Origin of the sequence: Lactobacillus sp. M0393 (assembly GCF_016102025.1) — a bacterium.
Classification (GTDB): Bacteria; Bacillota; Bacilli; order Lactobacillales; family Lactobacillaceae; genus Lactobacillus; species Lactobacillus melliventris.
Map to the genome: position 1 here is coordinate 11,673 of NZ_JACFPK010000001.1, position 16,651 is coordinate 28,323.

A 16,651-nucleotide genomic window follows, 5' to 3' on the forward strand; every position below is an offset into this window, starting at 1 on the left:
CTTAGATACATTTTGGGTTCATTTTCGTAATATATATTATTCTACTTTAGTGAACATTATATTTTATTATAAAAATGAACCAGTTTTAAAAATTTTACTTATTTAAGTAAGGAGAAATTTTATGGATGACAAAAGTGTTATTCAGCAGAGTAAAAAACTAATGATAGCGATTATGGGTATTTCTCTGGTTTTATCTACTTCAGGAGCTATTAGTGGTACTATTCCTTTAATGGAAAAACATTTTGCTAACATGCCAACTTCTACCGTAGAGCTGATTGTCACTATTCCGAGCTTCTCTGGAATTTTTATTCCGTTGCTTGCTGGGTTTATTGAAAAAGTTACTGGCAAAAAACTGTTGGCATTGCTGGGATTAGGTATCACTGCAATTTGTGGTGTTATTCCAGTATTTACCGGTAATTATTGGTTAATTTTATTTTCCAGAATAATGGTAGGAGTAGGGATCTCTCTTCTTACTCCATTAAGTGTTTCATATATCACTGATATTTATGAAGAAAAAAGAGCTAATGAGCTTTTAGGTTACAGAAACTCTTTTATTAATATTGGTAGTACCGTTTTACTCTTTTTAGCTGGTTATTTAATAAAAATTGGTTGGCATTCTGCTTACTGGGTATTTGCTCTAGCTGTTATTCCGTTCATAATGACGCTGGTTTGGATACCTAAGCGTTTTGATAACTATAGTGTTACTGTGGGCGAAGATGTCGATCAGCAAAAGATTAAGCAGACAACTAATTGGCAAATAATTGGCTATGCGATTTTGTTTGGCATTATGCAAATTAGTTATATGGGAATTAGTCTTAAAATTCCAAGCTACATTGTTAATAATCATATTGGTGATAGTAGTACAGGAAGCTTTATCTTAAGCTTATTACCAATTGCAGCTATTGTTTCAGGATTGCTCTATAAATACATTTATCATGTCTGGCAGAAAAATACTACTGCGTTTAGTGCTACCATTGCTGGTCTTGCATTAGGAGCTACACTATTTTCGCGCAATTCCTACTTAATTGGTGCTTGCATTATGATTTCCGGCTTTTTCTGGGGCATTATGAATCCTCATATGACTGAATTGTTTGCCCTTAGTTCGCCAAAAGGTTCAATGACGTTGAGTACGTCCATAGTTATCTTTGGAATTAATATCGGTGGAACATTTGCTCCATTTATCTTCCAATTTTTAGGAGCTTTATTCCATAATTATAGCCCTGAAATGGGTCTGATCATTTCAGCACTTATTTGGATTATTTTTGGTGTGGTATTTTTGATTGTAAATTTGATGTTATCAAATAAAGCTAAAGGAGACAATAAAGATGCGTAAAAGAACTGTTCACTTGGATTTTCACACTAGTCCGTATGTTAAAGTTGGTGAAAAATTTGACAGTCATGAGTTTGCTCAAACCTTAAAAAAAGCTCATGTCAACTCCATTACCTGTTTTGCTCGGGATCATCATGGGTATCTCTGGTATAATTCTGAAAATCATCCTGAAATGATTCATCCAGGACTAGTCAATCATAACTTGCTTGCAGAACAAATTAAAGCTTGTCATGAGGTAGGAATAAAAGTTCCTATTTATTCTACCTGTCAATGGGATGAATATTGCATGCTAAATCACCCAGAATGGCTCTGCCGGGATCCTGAAGGCAATAGAATTAATATAGGTATTGAAAAACCTAATTTTAATGATGTTTTATGTTTAAATAGCGATTATCGTCATTATTTGTTCGACCATGTTAACGATGTGATAGATAGTATTGGAGCAGAGAACATTGATGGTTTCTTCTTTGATATTTTTTTCCTAGTGCCATGCGATTGCAAACATTGCAGAAAAGAAATGGCTCGTCTAGGTATCGACCACACAATTGAAAGTGAACGTGTGCGGTATTGTCATTTAATGCTAAAAGAGTTTAAACGTGAAATGACCAGTCTAATTCATAAACGGGTTAAGAATGCTACTATTTTTTATAATGGTTCTCATGTTGGACCTTATATTAAAACTTCACTGCGTTACTACTCACATCTTGAAATAGAGAGTCTTCCTGGTGGAAACTGGGGCTACGATAATTTTCCTCTAGTGGATAGATATGCTAGGACCTTGGGTAAGGACATTATCGGTATGACTGGAAAGTTTCATACATCGTGGGGTGATTTTCAATCCTTTAAAAATAAAGAAGCTTTGGAATATGAAGTTTTTCAAATGCTGTCTTTTGGTGCAGGGTGTTCAATTGGTGACCAATTACATCCTAGTGGTCAATTATCTCCTGCTACCTATGAATTAATTGGCCATGTGTATAAGACTGTAGAACAACTAGAACCAGAACTTGAAAATACAAAGCCTTTAGCAGAAATTGCTGTAGTTACTCCGGAAAGCATATGGGACAACGGTATGACTTTAGACGAATCCCTTATCGGAGCCAACCGAGTCCTCGACGAACTGGGATATCAATTTAATATCATAGACTTAGAAGCAGATTTTTCTCAATATAAATTGCTGATTCTGCCAGACAAAATTAAAGCTACACCAGAAAGTTTTTCCAAACTGCAAAATTATGTCAAAAACGGTGGCAAGGTGTTGTTGTCCTACCAGTCAATGGATCAAGGAGTTTACAACGAAAACCCTTTGACTGGTAATTTAATGGAAGGATACTCTTTCTGGGATCGCGATTATATTTATCCTAATTCACAAATAGGACGTAATTTACCTCAAGAAGAACATGTTATGTATGAGCAGGGAATGGCTGTTGAACCAATTAGCTCAAAAGTTATTTTGGAAACACGTGAACCCTACTTTAACCGTGAAGGTAAATATTATTACGGCCATAAACATGCTCCTTCCACAGGCAAAAAAGGTGTACCAGCAGCTACTCTGAAAGGAAACTGCATTTACTTTTCACATCCTGTTTTCAAGATTTATCGTGACTATGCTCCTCGGTGGGTAAAGGAAATCATCTCTGATGCTTTGAACATATTACTTCCAGATCGGTATGTTGTTAAGCCAGAAGATAAACCAAGCCTGTCAGCACAGTTACATTACTCATCAAATAAAAATAAGTTTTTGTTACACCTATTAGACTATCCTCTAAAGAAAAATGCGGTTAATTTATATACTATTGATGAACGGACACAGTTGATAAATCAAAACTTTACAGTTTTAGTAGGAAACAGAAAAGTCAAAAAGGTCGAACTTATAAGGCAAAATCAAGAAATTGCTTTTCACCAAGATGATACCAAAATTAGCTTTACTGTTCCCAAAATTGACGGCTATGAAATTGTAAAAATACAATGTTAGGAGAAGTATATGAATAAAAATAATAATATTGAATGGTTCAAAAATGCTAAATATGGCATGATGATTCATTGGGGATTATATTCTCTTCTTGCTGGTGAATATGAAGGAAAATCTTCAAGTTATTATGCCGAATGGATTCAATCTAAATTGCAAATACCTATTGTTAAGTACCGCCAACTTGCAACAGCTTTTAATCCAATTTATTTTGACGCTGATAAGATTGTCGCATTTGCTAAAAATTGTGGTATGAAGTACCTGGTAGTTACTACTAAACATCATGATGGTTTTGCAATGTATCATTCACAAATTGACCCATACAATGTTTATGACGCGACACCTTTTCACAGGGATGTAATCGGAGAATTGGCAGAAGCTTGCCAAAAGGCAGGTTTGAAATTTGGTCTTTATTATTCACAAGATTTAGACTGGCATGAACCTAACGGTGGCGGCTACCTTTCAAATAATATCGAATCAGCTGGTACTACTTGGGATAACAGCTGGAATTTTCCACAGAAAAACAAGAACTTTGCTCAGTGTTTTAATGACAAAATCATACCTCAGATTAAGGAAATAATGAGTAATTACGGTGAGATAGCTACAGCTTGGTTTGATGTACCAATGACTTTGACTGAGGCTCAGAGTCAGGAAGTCTACGACACGGTGAAAAAACTGCAGCCAAACTGTTTAATCAATTCCCGTCTTGGTAATGGTAAATATGATTATGTTTCACTTGGTGACAATGAAATTCCAAGTGACAAAGAAGAAAACGAGCAAAATGTTGATTATAATTCAATTGAAGGATTTAAACCGTCTCCTTATGGCTTATATGAAACGGCTGGTACAATTAACGATTCTTGGGGCTTTTCGTACCGCGATCAAAATTGGAAATCTCCCGCAACAATTTACCAATACCGCAAACATTTAAATAGTTTAGGAATCAATTATCTTTTAAATGTTGGACTTGATGGCTTAGGCAGAATTCCTTTACCAGCCCAAGAAAATATTGCTGCTGCAGCAAAATTGGTTGAAAATTAATAAAATGTTTTAACAATGATATGACCTCCGAAATTAAGTCAATTTCGGAGGTCGTATTTTTTAACTATTTAATACAATAAAAGGAGTGCGTCCTAAATGGATGCGTTTAATTAATGAAAGTAATTTTGGATTTTTGGAATGAAATCTTCTCGTGCTAAAACTTCTTTTTTTACTTTTTCACCTAATCTAGTCAATAAGTATGTTTTTAACTTTTCAAAATATTTTATAGAAGGGCTTGATAATTTTAATGTGAACATTAGCTGAATAGCTTTTCTTTAATTTCATCAAAATTATAGTGCTTTGATTTTTCAGCTTTTTTCAGCTTATTTATTAGCTCAAGAGCAGTAGTAAATTCATCATATTCTTCGATATCTATAAGCGCAAATTTGCCATAGCCATTTTTGGTAAGAAAACTGGATTATCTTTTTTAACTTTATTAAGGACTTTATTGTAATTTCTTAATTCTGAAACGGGTTGGATTTTTAACATAATCATCACTTCCTTTTGACAGATATTGTGCGCTGATTTTTAAAATGTCTCATTACTGTACGTTATTAACATTAATTATTCGTTAGACAAAGTGATTTCTATAAAACCAAAACAAGATTTCTTGCATGATAAAATTAAATAATTATCTCTATCAATTGTTATAAGTGTTAGGAAGTTGAACTTGTACACTAATTAAATTCGGCAATAAAACTGGAATATATTATTTTTACGATTACAATTCCAAAGTAACTGGCAATTTTGCACAGAGAGCAAGACTTTGATTTCGATTTGGTGTAATTTAACCATAATAATACCCCCAAATTTATCTAAAATTTGGGGGTATTATCATTTTACTTATTTAGCTAATTAGTCTTCGTAAGTGCCAACCTTTTTCAGTTTACCTAGAACACTCTCACCGTGAGGTGATTGTCCTATTGCAACAGTTAAATCACGGCCGGCTAGATTGCCATGGTGCTCACCATCAGTCCAGTGCGGATTACCAGTTACATCATAAACAACACCTTTAATAGCAACATAGGCTGGATTGCCATTTTTGCCATCATATTTTGCTAAAGACTCTTTTGTGAATTTTTCCATTGGAAATATCCCCTTTCCAAATACACTTACTAATTGTCACCTCAATTATAGTCGCAAAAAAATCACAAGTCTAACCTTTATTTTGATTTTTTTGATAGTTGAAACGCCAGCCAGCAATATCCCAGGGGGTAAAAGTCAGATCCAACTTACGCTGGTAAGCCTTTTCATAAGCTGCAACTTTTTGCTGATAATCACATGCCATCATCTTCTTGGAATTTTCATTGGCACTCAGTTTAACGTCTGGAAAAATTGGTGGTAAAACGTGGACTACATATTTTGTTTGATAAAAATTAGGATGATCTTTTTCTAGTTTATCGATTGTCTGAATTTCAATAAAAGTAGAAATGACTGGGACATTTTGCTTAGCAGCAAAATAGTATGCGCCCCGTTTTAATTCACGGGGTTTGCGGTAATTCCACCACATTTCCTGTTCAGGATAAATTAAAACCCAGTTGTTTTGCTCTAAAGCATCATGCAGGTGACGAGGAAATTCGTTACCAACATAGCTGGGAGTTTCTATTAAGGGAATAGTGCCCACATAGTTCATTAAATAGCATAAAATTCCCGGTAATTTCAAATTAGTATCTTCAATGGCAATTGTTAATGAATGATGAGTTTTATTTGCTAAATGTTTAATTGGCAGGGAGTCAATTTGATTAAAATGATTGGCCGTAATAATTGCCCCGCCTTGAGGTAAATCAGCCAGGTTTTCGAGTCCGGTAAATGTGGTCGATGATGTTAAAATACGCATCAAAGTATTGAAAAGCAAGTGACCAATTCGATCATTTATTTTTCCCTTGACAGTTTTTTGTTCATGCCAAAAATTGTTGACTAATTCTTTACTCTCTTTAAGGGATAATACAGGGTCACCAATTTCGACTTTGGCATGCCAATCCCTGTTAGCAACAGCTTTTTTAATATTTTGAATTACTTGTTCACGATTGTCACCGATAATCATAAACTAACAGGTCCTTGTTTTTTTACATTAGCCCAGTTATGAGGGTCATTAATGGTTTTGTCTTCTTTGGCCAGCATATGATCCAATTTGTGCCGGTCTTCATCACGCTGTTTATCAGTATAATTATTTAATTCTGCTAACAAATCATTGTAAAACTTAGTTTCTTTGGCACTGTTCCAAAAATATTCTTCATACTGCACATTTTGAAAATGCCACGGTTTAAAGAAAAGATTATAGTGAATTAAACTGGGATTAGCTAGGGGCTCAATATTATCATTTGGCATGGCGTCCCATTTGGGATCTAAATGTAAAATTCTTTTATCGCCAATTTCATTTAAGTAGTCTTGATCAGGAGCAATACAGTCAAAATGATATTTTTTGAGTAAACTCATAAAATGGTCAATAAAGTGTTCGTCGCGAAAAGCTTTGCAGTTTAAAACCAGCATTCCGGAATTAATATATTTTTTCGGATCAAGCACTAGCACTTCTTTAATATACTTCACCATTTTTGTCACATGTTGAATTGAAGAGTCGGTGCAAGCGGCAAAGAGGTGACTACCTAGCTTAGTGTCATACAGTCTGCCAATATCATCGTTAACGATTGTGTCACTGTCGATATAAATAGCCTTATCATATTGTGGAAACAGGTCAGGAATAAACAAGCGGTAGAAAATGGACATGGTAAAAAAGTCAGCCCGCAAAAAGTTTTCGGTACGATTCTGAATAGGGGCAACTATTTCATCATTAATATTAAAAAACTTAACGTGAACATTGCTGGTACCTATTTCTTGTAGGTCCTGTTTATGCTGTGTAGTTAAATCCTGACTTAAAAAATAAACTGTATAATCTTTATCAGTAGCGGCATTTTTAACCAAAGAATTGAGCGATACTGCCGCGTATTTTGTAAAGTCATCACTGATAGCATAAAAAACTGGAATTGTCATGTTGTTATTTTCTCCAAACGTTATTTTTTTATTAAATTGCTTTTAACATTAAGATAATTAGTCAAAATGTCATCATATTCATGCAATTTTAGCACTTTATGTACACGTTGAACATCCCATGGCTTAACCGTCAAGGTATGGAAGACGGGCCAAAAGCGAAAACTGGTAGTAAAGTGCTGGATCACAGTGTCTGGCTGCAATTTATACTGTTCATTATAACGCCTGGGAGCAATTTTCTTTTCTCGCGCATAACGGTTAAGCGCAGTTTGATCTGGCATTAAAACAGTTCTGGTTTGTAAGAGGTGCCGAATGCGGGCAAATAAGTTAGTTTTCCTGATTTCAGGCAGGTTAAGCAGCAAAACGCCGGAATTAACGTAATCAAACACTTTGTGTTCGTGCAAGTTGTGGAAAAAGAAGCGCCCCCAGTAATCAAGGACACCAACAAGTTCAGTGCCAGTTAAATCTTGCTGGTAAAAGTTGACTAAGCTGCGTCTGACAATCACGTCAGCATCAAGATATAATATTTTATTTGGCAGCTGCGGTATTTCATCCGCAAAAAGTCTGAGCATAGCATAGGGAGTAAAATGAGTACTCATATTTGCTATGAGAGGTTCTCTGACAAATAAACCAGTACAGTCCATCAATTTTAAAGTGTTTTGGGGATTTTGCTTTACTAAGAGTGATTTGAGATAATCAGCCGCTTGCTTACTAAAAGGCTGAAATTTTTTATGATAACTTTGAGTATACATTGTTAGGATGTATATATGGAGTTCTTGGGCACCACTGTTTTTCAATAATGAAAGAGTAGCGATAAGAATGCCATCCTCGGCGTTATGGTCACCGCAAAAAAGAATATTCATTGAGAACTCCTTAGTTTATTTTTTGGTACGTACAATATTCGTAATTACTTTTTAGGGCTCGTTTTTGCATTGTTTGATAAATTTCCTGGTGCAGCTTTTCTTGTGCCTGCTTTTTACCAATGTGTGAATCTGGGTAAAAAGGGCCATCGAGATACACAATTATGCGCGGCCTTTTACCCCATTTGGGCTTAGTATAAGTTGTAGTCATAGTAAAACTGGCCACGCCAAGTGTAACGGGAAAGTGCATACTGGTTGCAGGAAAAGGCCTGATTTTAGTGTAATAGGGCCAAACGTGAGCTTCAGGATAGATGACAACTACTTTTTTAGCCTTAATAACGGTAGCTACTGCCTTAATTAGTTTACCAGATTGCTGTAAGTTCTGACCCACAGGAAGCCCAAAATAAGGCAAAACCAGTTTGCCTAACACAGGGATGCCCCAATTTGATTGTGCCCCAATTGCATAATAGTTTTTGGTTGGAATAATACTAAGCGGCAAAACCACGTCACCAAAGGCTTGGGTATGGTTGCCATAGATAAAGTAGCCTTGATTTGTGGCAGCTTGCAGCTTATCCTTGCCAACTATCTTTACCCTTAAAACCAACTTAATATAGATTATACTAATTAAATGCCCTAATGAACGTACAATTTTTGCCCAGACTTTTCCACCTAAAGAATGGGGAAAAATATTATAGCTATTTGGCAAGTGATAATCCTGGCTCTGGCTAACTACCAAATCATCAGTTAAATGATGATAAAAGTATTTTTGCTTACCCATGAAACCCTTCTTTCGATAATGCCATCAAGTAATTCTATCATGAATCTTGTGAGATTAAAAAGGGGGCGATATAGGTTAGTTGTCATAACTTTATCTAGGCAATCTATCTTCACATACTTGCTTAATTTATTAATAGTTAAGTAAGTACTTACCCAAAATATTATAAGTAGGTAATTACTTGTCGATTAAATTAACTTTATGTACACAAAAAGAGCACACAATTAACATGTGCTCCTAAATTAACTGAAAATTAGTATAAGATGTGCTTTTCACAAATGCATGGTTAAAATAATCCAATCAAACAACCAATAGTTATAATTACTACCATGATGATAATGACTTTAGTGGCTGTCATTTGTTTACTGGAAACAAGCCACCAGCCTAAAATAACCATAGCTAAAGGCAATAGTCCAGGGAAAATACCGTCTAGAACCGTTTGTAAAGGTTGCGATTTGCCACCTAAAGGAATTTTCGCCACTGTCTTTAAGACAATGGTATTTGCGGCTAATGCACCTACGACCATTACACCTAAGATGTTAAAAGCATCGGTAATTCTTTTGGAATTTTCGCCCACAATAGTGTCGATTGCACCAACTCCCAGTTTATAACCACTATGAAATGCAATATAGGAAATTGTAGGTCCGATTATACCGTAGGCAATGATGTAAAATAATGGTCCGACAGGACTGCCACCCTTGGCTAGACTCATAGCAATTGATAATAGAATAGGAACAATAATTCCTTGAATAATTGAATCACCAATGCCGGCCAAAGGACCCATTAAAGTAGCTTTAATGTTAACTGGCATTTCTTCTGAAACGTCATTACCTAAAGCAATTTGTTCTTCCAGAGAGGCAACAATCCCATTAATAATTTGCCCTGTTTGTGGTTCAGTATTGTAAAACATGGAATGACGTTCAAGTAGACGTCTTTTTTTCTCAGGATCATTTTTATAATATTTACGTGCAAAAGGTAAGTAAGAATATGCCCAGGCATGTCCCTGCAACTTTTCATAGCTCATTGAACTGAGGTGTGTAAAACCCCACCGATACCAAATTTGATTAAGTTCATGTTTTGATAGTAGCTTTTGTGGTTCAGTATTATTTTCTTTTGTAGCCATTTTTAACACCTCTCGTTAAAATAAGTCTTCATCTTCATATTCGTCATCATTATCAACCGCCTGTTCTGCATTATTTGCAGAGCTAGTAGCAGTTGAAGCACTGCTTTTACCAGTTGCCATGTAATACAGATATGCGACTAAAGCGGAAATAAAGACAATTGCAATCATGCTTAATTTGGCAAAAGCTAGTAAAACAAAGCCGACAAAGAAGAAAATAAAGTGTGATTTGTTTTTGATTACTATGCTCATTAACATTGCAATACCCAAGGCTGGCAAAACGCCGCCCAAAACCTGAATAATGTGGGTTACAATAGCGGGAATGCTGTCGATTAGCCAATTGACTAAACCTTTACCATAATAAATTGCCAGAAAAACTGGTACAGCACGTAAAAGGAAGGTAGTGATTTGTGGATAAACTAGATGGTTCAGGATGATACCGCGATCATCATTATTATGAGCAGCATTTTCAGCACGAGTGTTCCAGAAAGAATAAAGAGCCATTCTGCCATTGTAGAAGATTAAGCCAAATGTCTGACCAATGAGAATGGCTAAGGTAACAGCGATTGCAGGATTTTTAGTAGTCGCCATTGCTAAACCGATACCACCATAAGCTGCATAAGTAATTTCACTGTTAGTAGCACCTCCAGTTGACAGGTTAGCGATGAAAACTGCTTGTACAGCTAAGCCGCACAAAATACCATTTTTAATGTCACCAAAGGCAAGACCGACTAGTAATCCGGCTACCAAAGGTCTACCAACAATGTAGAAGCCTCCAGTCATACCAAAGAGCCAAGGTGTTTCAATCGCTCCCAGATAACAGAAAATTCCTGTTAAAAGTGCGGGAAAAAATAAATTATTCATTTTTATTGCCTCCAAAAATTAGGACATAGAATCATATTTCTTTTTCATAGTTGACCAAGGCTTAATTTCATCATCAGGTAATAGCTGAAATTGAATGTCAATACCGTGCTTGGCAATATCTTCAAAAGCGTTATAGTCGTCTTGATCGATGGCCACTGTCCGTCCGAGTACCTTAGTTCCAGGACGGGTATTCATCGGCCCCACATTTAACACTTTGCCAAAGTCAATGCCCATGTCTGTCATTTGGGCAAAAGTCTTAGGAGAGTCGCTGATTAAGAAAAATTTCTTTTTAGACTCAATGCCCTTTTTGATTTTTTCGCCAGCTTCAGCAACCGTATAAATGCCAACTTTTAAGTCGTTAGCAGCAGCTTTTAATACCTTACGGCGCAACTTGTCGTGGGCAATATTATCACCGACAACTAAAATGCCGTCCACAGGACGTGCTTTTGTCCAACGGGTCATAGTTTGGCCGTGGATTACCCGATCATCAATTCTTACTACTGAAATACTCATTATTACTACACCTTTCTTATTTTTTAAAATTCAATATCGTCATCATCATCTTGCTGGTCTTGAGCAACTGCAATACCATTGGTTCCTGCCTGTAAAACTGTCTGTACGGCTTCATCAAGCGTTGTATTGTCAGATAACTGAGGAACAAGTTCTAAAAGCATTGGTAGATTCAGTCCACTGACCACTCGTATTCTTTCTGTATGAGCCAAGTAGTACTTAAAGGACTCATTGTATGGAGTTCCACCTTTTAAGTCTGCCAGAATTAAGATTGGTTCTGTTTCACTGTCAAGCAGCTTTTGTAGACGGTCACGATATGAACCAATTCCTTTTTCATCTAATGCAAGTATCATGATCTGGTCCGATTTGCCGGCAATAAATTCAAAGCCGGAAGCGATACCTTGTGCTAAATGTCCATGTGAAGTTAATAATATTTTCACTAAAATCACCCATTTTGTAAATACATATTAATTTACAACACAATTATATGTAATCGCTTTATATAAGTCAAACACTATTTTTATAATAAAAAGTAAGCGGTTGACATTATCACTTTCTGTGGGTAAAATCAATTTATGTAAATACAAAAAGGAGAATAACAATGAAGTATACAATAGATGATTTTGCGCGACTAATTGATCATACTAACTTACATGCGGATGCAACCGAAGAAGACATGAAAAAGCTTTGCGATGAAGCTAAAAAATATCATTTTAAGATGGTAGCAATTAATGAAGTTCAATCTGAATTTTGTGCCCAGCAACTAAAGGGGACGGATATTGATACTGGGGCTGCGATCAGTTTTCCTTTGGGCCAAACTACAATAACTTGTAAATTGGCAGAAACTAAAGATGCATTACAAAATGGTGCTAATGAAATCGATTATGTTGTTAATTTAACGCAAGTGCGAGCTCATAATTGGTCTTATATCGAAGATGAAATGACTCAAATGGTTAAACTTTGCCGTGACCATCATGTACCATGTAAGGTCATTTTTGAAACCTGCTACTTGACTAAGGCTGAAATTAAGCAGCTTGCCTTAATTGCTAAAAAGGTGAAACCAGATTTTGTCAAAACTTCAACTGGCTTTGGCACCGCTGGTGCAAAAGTAGAAGATGTTAAGCTAATGAAAGAAAATGTTGGTCCTGATGTCAAAGTCAAAGCAGCAGGCGGCATCCGTAACACTGATGATTTCCTGGCAATGATTGCAGCTGGGGCCGAACGTATAGGTACCAGTTCAGGTGTAAAGATTATTGAAACTCTTAAACAACGATTTGAAAAAGATGGTATCAACGCAATTGAAATTTAAATAAAAAGTCAGTGTAAAAAAAGTAACAGCTAACTCTTTACACTGGCTTTTTGCATGGTATATTATTTTTATAATGACATAATTAATAATGTGAAAGTGATGGAATAAATTGGTAGAAAAAGAACTCCCTAAATACCAAGTAATTGCCAATGATCTTTTGAATAAAATTCAAACTGGTTTTTACCCGCAAAATACAATTATTCCACCGGAAACTGCATTAGCGGATAAATATCAGGTGAGCAGGCCAACAATGCGGCAAGCAATTTCATTGTTAGTTAATCAAGGTTATCTGGAGCGAAAGCGTAAGCGAGGGACACTAGTTAAAAAAGTTAAGATTGAGCAAGAATTTACCCATTTGATTGAAAGCTATAGCGCAGAAATGAGTGCTAAGGGTATCTACCCTAAAACTAATTTGCTATATTTTGATGAAGAAAAAGCGACACCCGAAGTAAGCAAAAATCTACAGATGCCTGAGAAAGCACCGGTTTTTAAATTAGTGCGGCTGCGCTATGCCAATGATCAACCGATTGTTTTAGTTACAACTTATGTGCCTAAACAGAGGATACCTGAGTTGATTAATTATAATTTTGCCCAGGAATCTTTATATAGTACTCTTGAAAAGTATCATTTAAAAGTTACGCGAGTAGTGAGGCGATTGGAAGTAATAGAAGCTGACGAAACTACCGCCAACTTATTAAACATTGCAGTTAATAAGCCGGTGTTCTACTTTCACACTCAAGGACTGACAAGGGATGAACGGCCAATTGAATATTCGATTGCCAAATATCGGGGAGATATTAACTCATTTATAATTGATGTCCAGCGCTAATTTTATACATTAAAAAAGACTTACTTTGCCTGTGCAAGTCGAAGTAAGTCTTCTTTTATTGAATTTTGATTGAGCCCACCGAGCTGACAGCAGTTAATTGGTTGACACTGCCTTCATGCTTGTAAAAATGCTTGCCCATTCTACTGCCGTGAAAGTAGATTGAGCCAAGAGTAGTAGATAAATCATAATCAGTCTGATCATCTCTAGCGTCTAACGTTTTTAGTGATCCGGCAGCCAGTTGAAAGTGGTTTTTTCCTTGTAAACCTTTGATCTTGACAGATCCAGCAGCTAGATTTGCATTAGAATTCATCTTACACTGGTAGATATCTAAATTACCCGCATCTAAACGTATTTTAGTATCATTTTGAATCGTGACGTCCTGTAATTTTAAGGAACCAGCATTTGCTCTGACATCAAGTTTCTGCATATTCAGGCCACTCAAATTAAGTCTACCGGAAAAGTCGTTTATTCGTACCTCATTGAGCACGGCAGTCTGGGGAACCGTAATTGTCATTTTATATTCGGCTTTGCAAATATAAATTTTTTTCTGATGATTATGAGGATAATGAGGCTTTTGCTCACGAATAAAAAGAGTTTGTTCTGCCACACTAATTTTCATGCGCTCAGGATTAATGTCATGAGTTGATATATGAAAATCAGCGCCCACTTGAACAGTAACATTAGCAACATATGTTTTTGCATCTATGTTGCTAAAATTTTCCAAATCAATTTCTTGTGATTCTACTTTTTCATCTTCAAATTCTTGATCAAAGTCTCCGTCAATATGTATTTCCATAATTAAGCTATCTCTTATCTTTTAACACTAATTTAATTTTTCCTTATGATATCATGCTAGTTTAAGCTAGGCAATAAAAAATTAAACTTTGTATTTATTACTTTGATCTAGACAGTTAGAAAGATTTGAATTAATTTCAAAAATCAATTCAAATCTTTTTGCTTTATGCTGGTAATTAGCTGCAGATTGTATAGAAGTTAAATCTATAAGAATGTCACCGTCACCACAGGGAACTTTGAGTAGCGACGCACCCCTCTTAATTTTTTAGTAAAATGTTTGTGATAGGTTATTACCGTGAATACAAGTTCATCCTCAGAAGAAATTGCCAACTGGTAACTGGCCTTAGATGGTCTACTCATTTATTGAATTTTGATTGAGCCCACCGAACTGATAGCAGTTAATTGGTTGGCACTGCCTTCATGCTTGTAAAAATGCTTGCCCATTCTATTACCATGAAAGTAGATCGATCCTAAAGTGGCAAATAAATCGTAATCTGTCTTATGCTCTTCATCATCTATCATTTTTAATGAACCAGCGGCTAGATTAAAGTGGTTTTTCCCTTGCAAGCTTGTGACCCTGATAGTTCCGGCAGCTAGATTTGCATTAGAATTCATCTTACAGTGATTGATGTATAAACTACCAGCGTCTAGCACCATTTCGGCTTTATTTTGGATCGTGATGTCCTGTAATTTTAAGGAACCAGCATTTGCTCTGACATCAAGTTTCTGCATATTAAATCCAGCTAGGTCAATGTTGCCAGCAAAGTCAATTATCTGGACTTCATTGAGCTCTGCAGCTTGAGGTATGGTAATAGTTATTTTAGGTTTAATTTTGCGAATATAAACTTTTTTGTTAAAATGAGGCTTTCGTGCACGAATAAAAAGGGTTTTCTCTACCACACGAATTTTTATCCGATCAGGATTAATGTCATAAGTTGATATATGAAAATCAGCGCCTACTTGAACAGAAACACCAGAGGCGGCTATTTCAACATCTATGTTGCTAAAATTTTCTAAATCAATTTCTTGTGATTCTACTTTTTCATCATGAGTTTCAAATTCTTGATCAAAGTCTCCGCCAATATGTATTTTCATGATTAATCTGTCCCTTATCTTTTTAACACTAATTTAATTTTTGCTTTATCTTATAATATCATGCTAGTTTAAGTGAAGCAATAAAAAATAAAGTATTAGATTTAGTCAACTAAAATAACCAATTAAAGAGACTTGGATTAATTTTTAAAATTAATCCAAGTCTCTTGCTTTATGAGCTTAATCAGCTGCAAGATGTATAGAAGTTAATTTATGAGAATGTCACCGTCACCACAAGAAACTTTGAGTAGAGGCGCACTCTTTAATTTTTTAGCAAAATGTTTGTGATAGTTATTACCATGCAATATAAGTTCATTCTCTGAAGAAGTTGTCAACTGGTAACTGATCTTAGGCGGTCTGCTCATTTGGAAATCTCCTTCACTTAAATTAAAGGAGCTGTCAGCCAATAATTTGGAATCATTGACTCTTACATCACCATCACCCAAAGTTGCCTTAATTTTAAATTGACTATTTGTAATAGTTAAATCACCTTCATTAAAGTTTAAAGTACTATTCGTTAAAATTGAATTATTAACTTTTAAATCACCGTCGACCAGGTCAAAATTGGCTTTGCGAGCTTTCACGTTTTCAGCACTGACATTACCATCTTCAAGCTGTAAGTTGAGGTCAGAAACAGTTAAGTTAGTTAAATGAATATTACCTTCAGAACATGATCCTGATATTTCTGTGATAGAGTCATCTGCCGGAACGGTAACATTTACCTGATAAGTCCCGTCCTCATAAGCATTATTGTCAGAAATGGTCAGCTGGTCGTCTTCAACTTTAGCACTAATCTTTTTGATATTAGGACCGCTGATAGTAACTTGAAAGTCGTTTCCTTTAGTGATTTGGATATTGGGCTCTTCGGCGTCAATATTAATCTTAGAAAATTTGCCTACATTAAAAGTACGTTTTTTGGCTACTACGTGGTGGGATTTTCTACTTCTTTGATTATGATTAAAAAAATTGCCAATATTAGTTGTCTGGCCCGAATGAATGTTATTGATATCTTCATTGCCACCTTTTGCATGGCCAAAAATAAATAAAATTATGCCAATAATGACGATCAGCCCGCTAATTTGGTAAAACTTTTTCATTGCTCTCCTCCTTGTTTGGGCTACGTTTTTTTGAATAGGTGCTACTTACCAAGAAAGCATCTATGTAAATTACTTGCC

General features: G+C 35.6%; 17 protein-coding genes. 5 read left to right on the forward strand and 12 right to left on the reverse strand.

Going from position 1 to position 16,651, the window contains the following annotated elements; translation table 11 throughout:
- The first annotated feature begins 121 nt into the window (after positions 1 to 121).
- Genes H3R29_RS00055 through H3R29_RS00065 form a run of 3 tightly spaced genes read left to right on the forward strand, consistent with a single transcriptional unit; the run spans position 122 to position 4,337 of the window.
- Positions 122 to 1,333 (forward strand): MFS transporter, encoded by a 1,212-nt coding sequence (locus H3R29_RS00055; protein WP_198202207.1) that lies wholly within the window; start codon positions 122 to 124, stop codon positions 1,331 to 1,333.
- Positions 1,326 to 3,302 carry a beta-galactosidase trimerization domain-containing protein gene (locus H3R29_RS00060; protein WP_198202208.1) on the forward strand — a complete coding sequence of 659 codons (1,977 nt, stop codon included), beginning with the start codon at positions 1,326 to 1,328 and terminating at the stop codon, positions 3,300 to 3,302. Before H3R29_RS00055 ends, H3R29_RS00060 begins: the two co-directional genes overlap by 8 nt.
- Positions 3,303 to 3,311: 9 nt before the next feature.
- A complete protein-coding gene (locus H3R29_RS00065; RefSeq protein ID WP_198202209.1) occupies positions 3,312 to 4,337 on the forward strand; it encodes an alpha-L-fucosidase in 1,026 nt (341 codons plus the stop codon).
- 855 nt (positions 4,338 to 5,192) lie between these two features.
- Here H3R29_RS00065 and H3R29_RS00075 read toward each other — a convergent pair.
- From H3R29_RS00075 to H3R29_RS00115, 9 genes are all read right to left on the reverse strand, one after another.
- Complete coding sequence (locus H3R29_RS00075; protein WP_110445406.1) at positions 5,193 to 5,423, reverse strand: cytochrome b5 domain-containing protein; 231 nt, start codon at positions 5,421 to 5,423, stop codon at positions 5,193 to 5,195.
- Between the two features lie 70 nt (positions 5,424 to 5,493).
- Positions 5,494 to 6,381 carry a lysophospholipid acyltransferase family protein gene (locus tag H3R29_RS00080; protein WP_198202210.1) on the reverse strand — a complete coding sequence of 296 codons (888 nt, stop codon included), beginning with the start codon at positions 6,379 to 6,381 and terminating at the stop codon, positions 5,494 to 5,496.
- Complete coding sequence (locus tag H3R29_RS00085) at positions 6,378 to 7,325, reverse strand: glycosyltransferase family 8 protein (protein WP_198202211.1); 948 nt, start codon at positions 7,323 to 7,325, stop codon at positions 6,378 to 6,380. The genes H3R29_RS00080 and H3R29_RS00085 overlap by 4 nt, the downstream gene beginning before the upstream one ends.
- A gap of 20 nt (positions 7,326 to 7,345) precedes the next feature.
- Positions 7,346 to 8,185, reverse strand: coding sequence for a glycosyltransferase (locus H3R29_RS00090; protein WP_046324106.1), 840 nt, complete (start codon positions 8,183 to 8,185; stop codon positions 7,346 to 7,348).
- A gap of 10 nt (positions 8,186 to 8,195) precedes the next feature.
- Positions 8,196 to 8,960: a 1-acyl-sn-glycerol-3-phosphate acyltransferase gene (locus H3R29_RS00095; protein ID WP_198202212.1), complete on the reverse strand. Its 765-nt coding sequence runs from the start codon at positions 8,958 to 8,960 to the stop codon at positions 8,196 to 8,198.
- A 283-nt stretch (positions 8,961 to 9,243) separates the two neighbouring features.
- The gene (locus tag H3R29_RS00100) at positions 9,244 to 10,080 is read right to left on the reverse strand and encodes a PTS system mannose/fructose/sorbose family transporter subunit IID (protein ID WP_046324108.1); all 837 of its coding nucleotides are present in this window, start codon (positions 10,078 to 10,080) and stop codon (positions 9,244 to 9,246) included.
- Positions 10,081 to 10,095: 15 nt separating this feature from the next.
- On the reverse strand, positions 10,096 to 10,941 hold the full coding sequence (locus tag H3R29_RS00105; protein ID WP_198202213.1) for a PTS sugar transporter subunit IIC: 846 nt from the start codon (positions 10,939 to 10,941) through the stop codon (positions 10,096 to 10,098).
- Positions 10,942 to 10,959: 18 nt separating this feature from the next.
- A complete protein-coding gene (locus H3R29_RS00110; protein ID WP_046324109.1) occupies positions 10,960 to 11,454 on the reverse strand; it encodes a PTS sugar transporter subunit IIB in 495 nt (164 codons plus the stop codon).
- A gap of 23 nt (positions 11,455 to 11,477) precedes the next feature.
- Positions 11,478 to 11,891 (reverse strand): PTS mannose/fructose/sorbose family IIA subunit, encoded by a 414-nt coding sequence (locus tag H3R29_RS00115; RefSeq protein WP_198202214.1) that lies wholly within the window; start codon positions 11,889 to 11,891, stop codon positions 11,478 to 11,480.
- 161 nt (positions 11,892 to 12,052) lie between these two features.
- Here H3R29_RS00115 and deoC point away from each other — a divergent pair, with 161 nt between their 5' ends.
- Entirely contained in the window at positions 12,053 to 12,760 is a 708-nt protein-coding gene (gene deoC / locus H3R29_RS00120) for a deoxyribose-phosphate aldolase (RefSeq protein ID WP_198202215.1), read from the forward strand.
- 109 nt (positions 12,761 to 12,869) lie between these two features.
- Positions 12,870 to 13,589: a GntR family transcriptional regulator gene (locus H3R29_RS00125; RefSeq protein ID WP_198202216.1), complete on the forward strand. Its 720-nt coding sequence runs from the start codon at positions 12,870 to 12,872 to the stop codon at positions 13,587 to 13,589.
- Between the two features lie 55 nt (positions 13,590 to 13,644).
- Here the strand turns inward: H3R29_RS00125 and H3R29_RS00130 are convergent, their stop codons facing one another.
- From H3R29_RS00130 to H3R29_RS00140, 3 genes are all read right to left on the reverse strand, one after another.
- Entirely contained in the window at positions 13,645 to 14,385 is a 741-nt protein-coding gene (locus H3R29_RS00130) for a DUF4097 family beta strand repeat-containing protein (RefSeq protein ID WP_174794744.1), read from the reverse strand.
- 359 nt (positions 14,386 to 14,744) lie between these two features.
- Positions 14,745 to 15,479: a DUF4097 family beta strand repeat-containing protein gene (locus H3R29_RS00135; protein WP_198202217.1), complete on the reverse strand. Its 735-nt coding sequence runs from the start codon at positions 15,477 to 15,479 to the stop codon at positions 14,745 to 14,747.
- A 203-nt stretch (positions 15,480 to 15,682) separates the two neighbouring features.
- Positions 15,683 to 16,573, reverse strand: a complete 891-nt coding sequence (locus H3R29_RS00140; RefSeq protein WP_198202218.1) for a DUF4097 family beta strand repeat-containing protein — start codon at positions 16,571 to 16,573, stop codon at positions 15,683 to 15,685.
- Positions 16,574 to 16,651 lie beyond the last annotated feature (78 nt).

Coding starts and splice junctions, on each gene's coding strand:
- H3R29_RS00055 (WP_198202207.1), top strand. CDS start 122: ATGGATGACAAAAGTGTTATTCAGCAGAGTAAAAAACTAATGATAGCG.
- H3R29_RS00060 (WP_198202208.1), top strand. CDS start 1,326: ATGCGTAAAAGAACTGTTCACTTGGATTTTCACACTAGTCCGTATGTT.
- H3R29_RS00065 (WP_198202209.1), top strand. CDS start 3,312: ATGAATAAAAATAATAATATTGAATGGTTCAAAAATGCTAAATATGGC.
- H3R29_RS00075 (WP_110445406.1), bottom strand. CDS start 5,423: ATGGAAAAATTCACAAAAGAGTCTTTAGCAAAATATGATGGCAAAAAT.
- H3R29_RS00080 (WP_198202210.1), bottom strand. CDS start 6,381: ATGATTATCGGTGACAATCGTGAACAAGTAATTCAAAATATTAAAAAA.
- H3R29_RS00085 (WP_198202211.1), bottom strand. CDS start 7,325: ATGACAATTCCAGTTTTTTATGCTATCAGTGATGACTTTACAAAATAC.
- H3R29_RS00090 (WP_046324106.1), bottom strand. CDS start 8,185: ATGAATATTCTTTTTTGCGGTGACCATAACGCCGAGGATGGCATTCTT.
- H3R29_RS00095 (WP_198202212.1), bottom strand. CDS start 8,960: ATGGGTAAGCAAAAATACTTTTATCATCATTTAACTGATGATTTGGTA.
- H3R29_RS00100 (WP_046324108.1), bottom strand. CDS start 10,080: ATGGCTACAAAAGAAAATAATACTGAACCACAAAAGCTACTATCAAAA.
- H3R29_RS00105 (WP_198202213.1), bottom strand. CDS start 10,941: ATGAATAATTTATTTTTTCCCGCACTTTTAACAGGAATTTTCTGTTAT.
- H3R29_RS00110 (WP_046324109.1), bottom strand. CDS start 11,454: ATGAGTATTTCAGTAGTAAGAATTGATGATCGGGTAATCCACGGCCAA.
- deoC (WP_198202215.1), top strand. CDS start 12,053: ATGAAGTATACAATAGATGATTTTGCGCGACTAATTGATCATACTAAC.
- H3R29_RS00130 (WP_174794744.1), bottom strand. CDS start 14,385: ATGGAAATACATATTGACGGAGACTTTGATCAAGAATTTGAAGATGAA.
- H3R29_RS00135 (WP_198202217.1), bottom strand. CDS start 15,479: ATGAAAATACATATTGGCGGAGACTTTGATCAAGAATTTGAAACTCAT.
- H3R29_RS00140 (WP_198202218.1), bottom strand. CDS start 16,573: ATGAAAAAGTTTTACCAAATTAGCGGGCTGATCGTCATTATTGGCATA.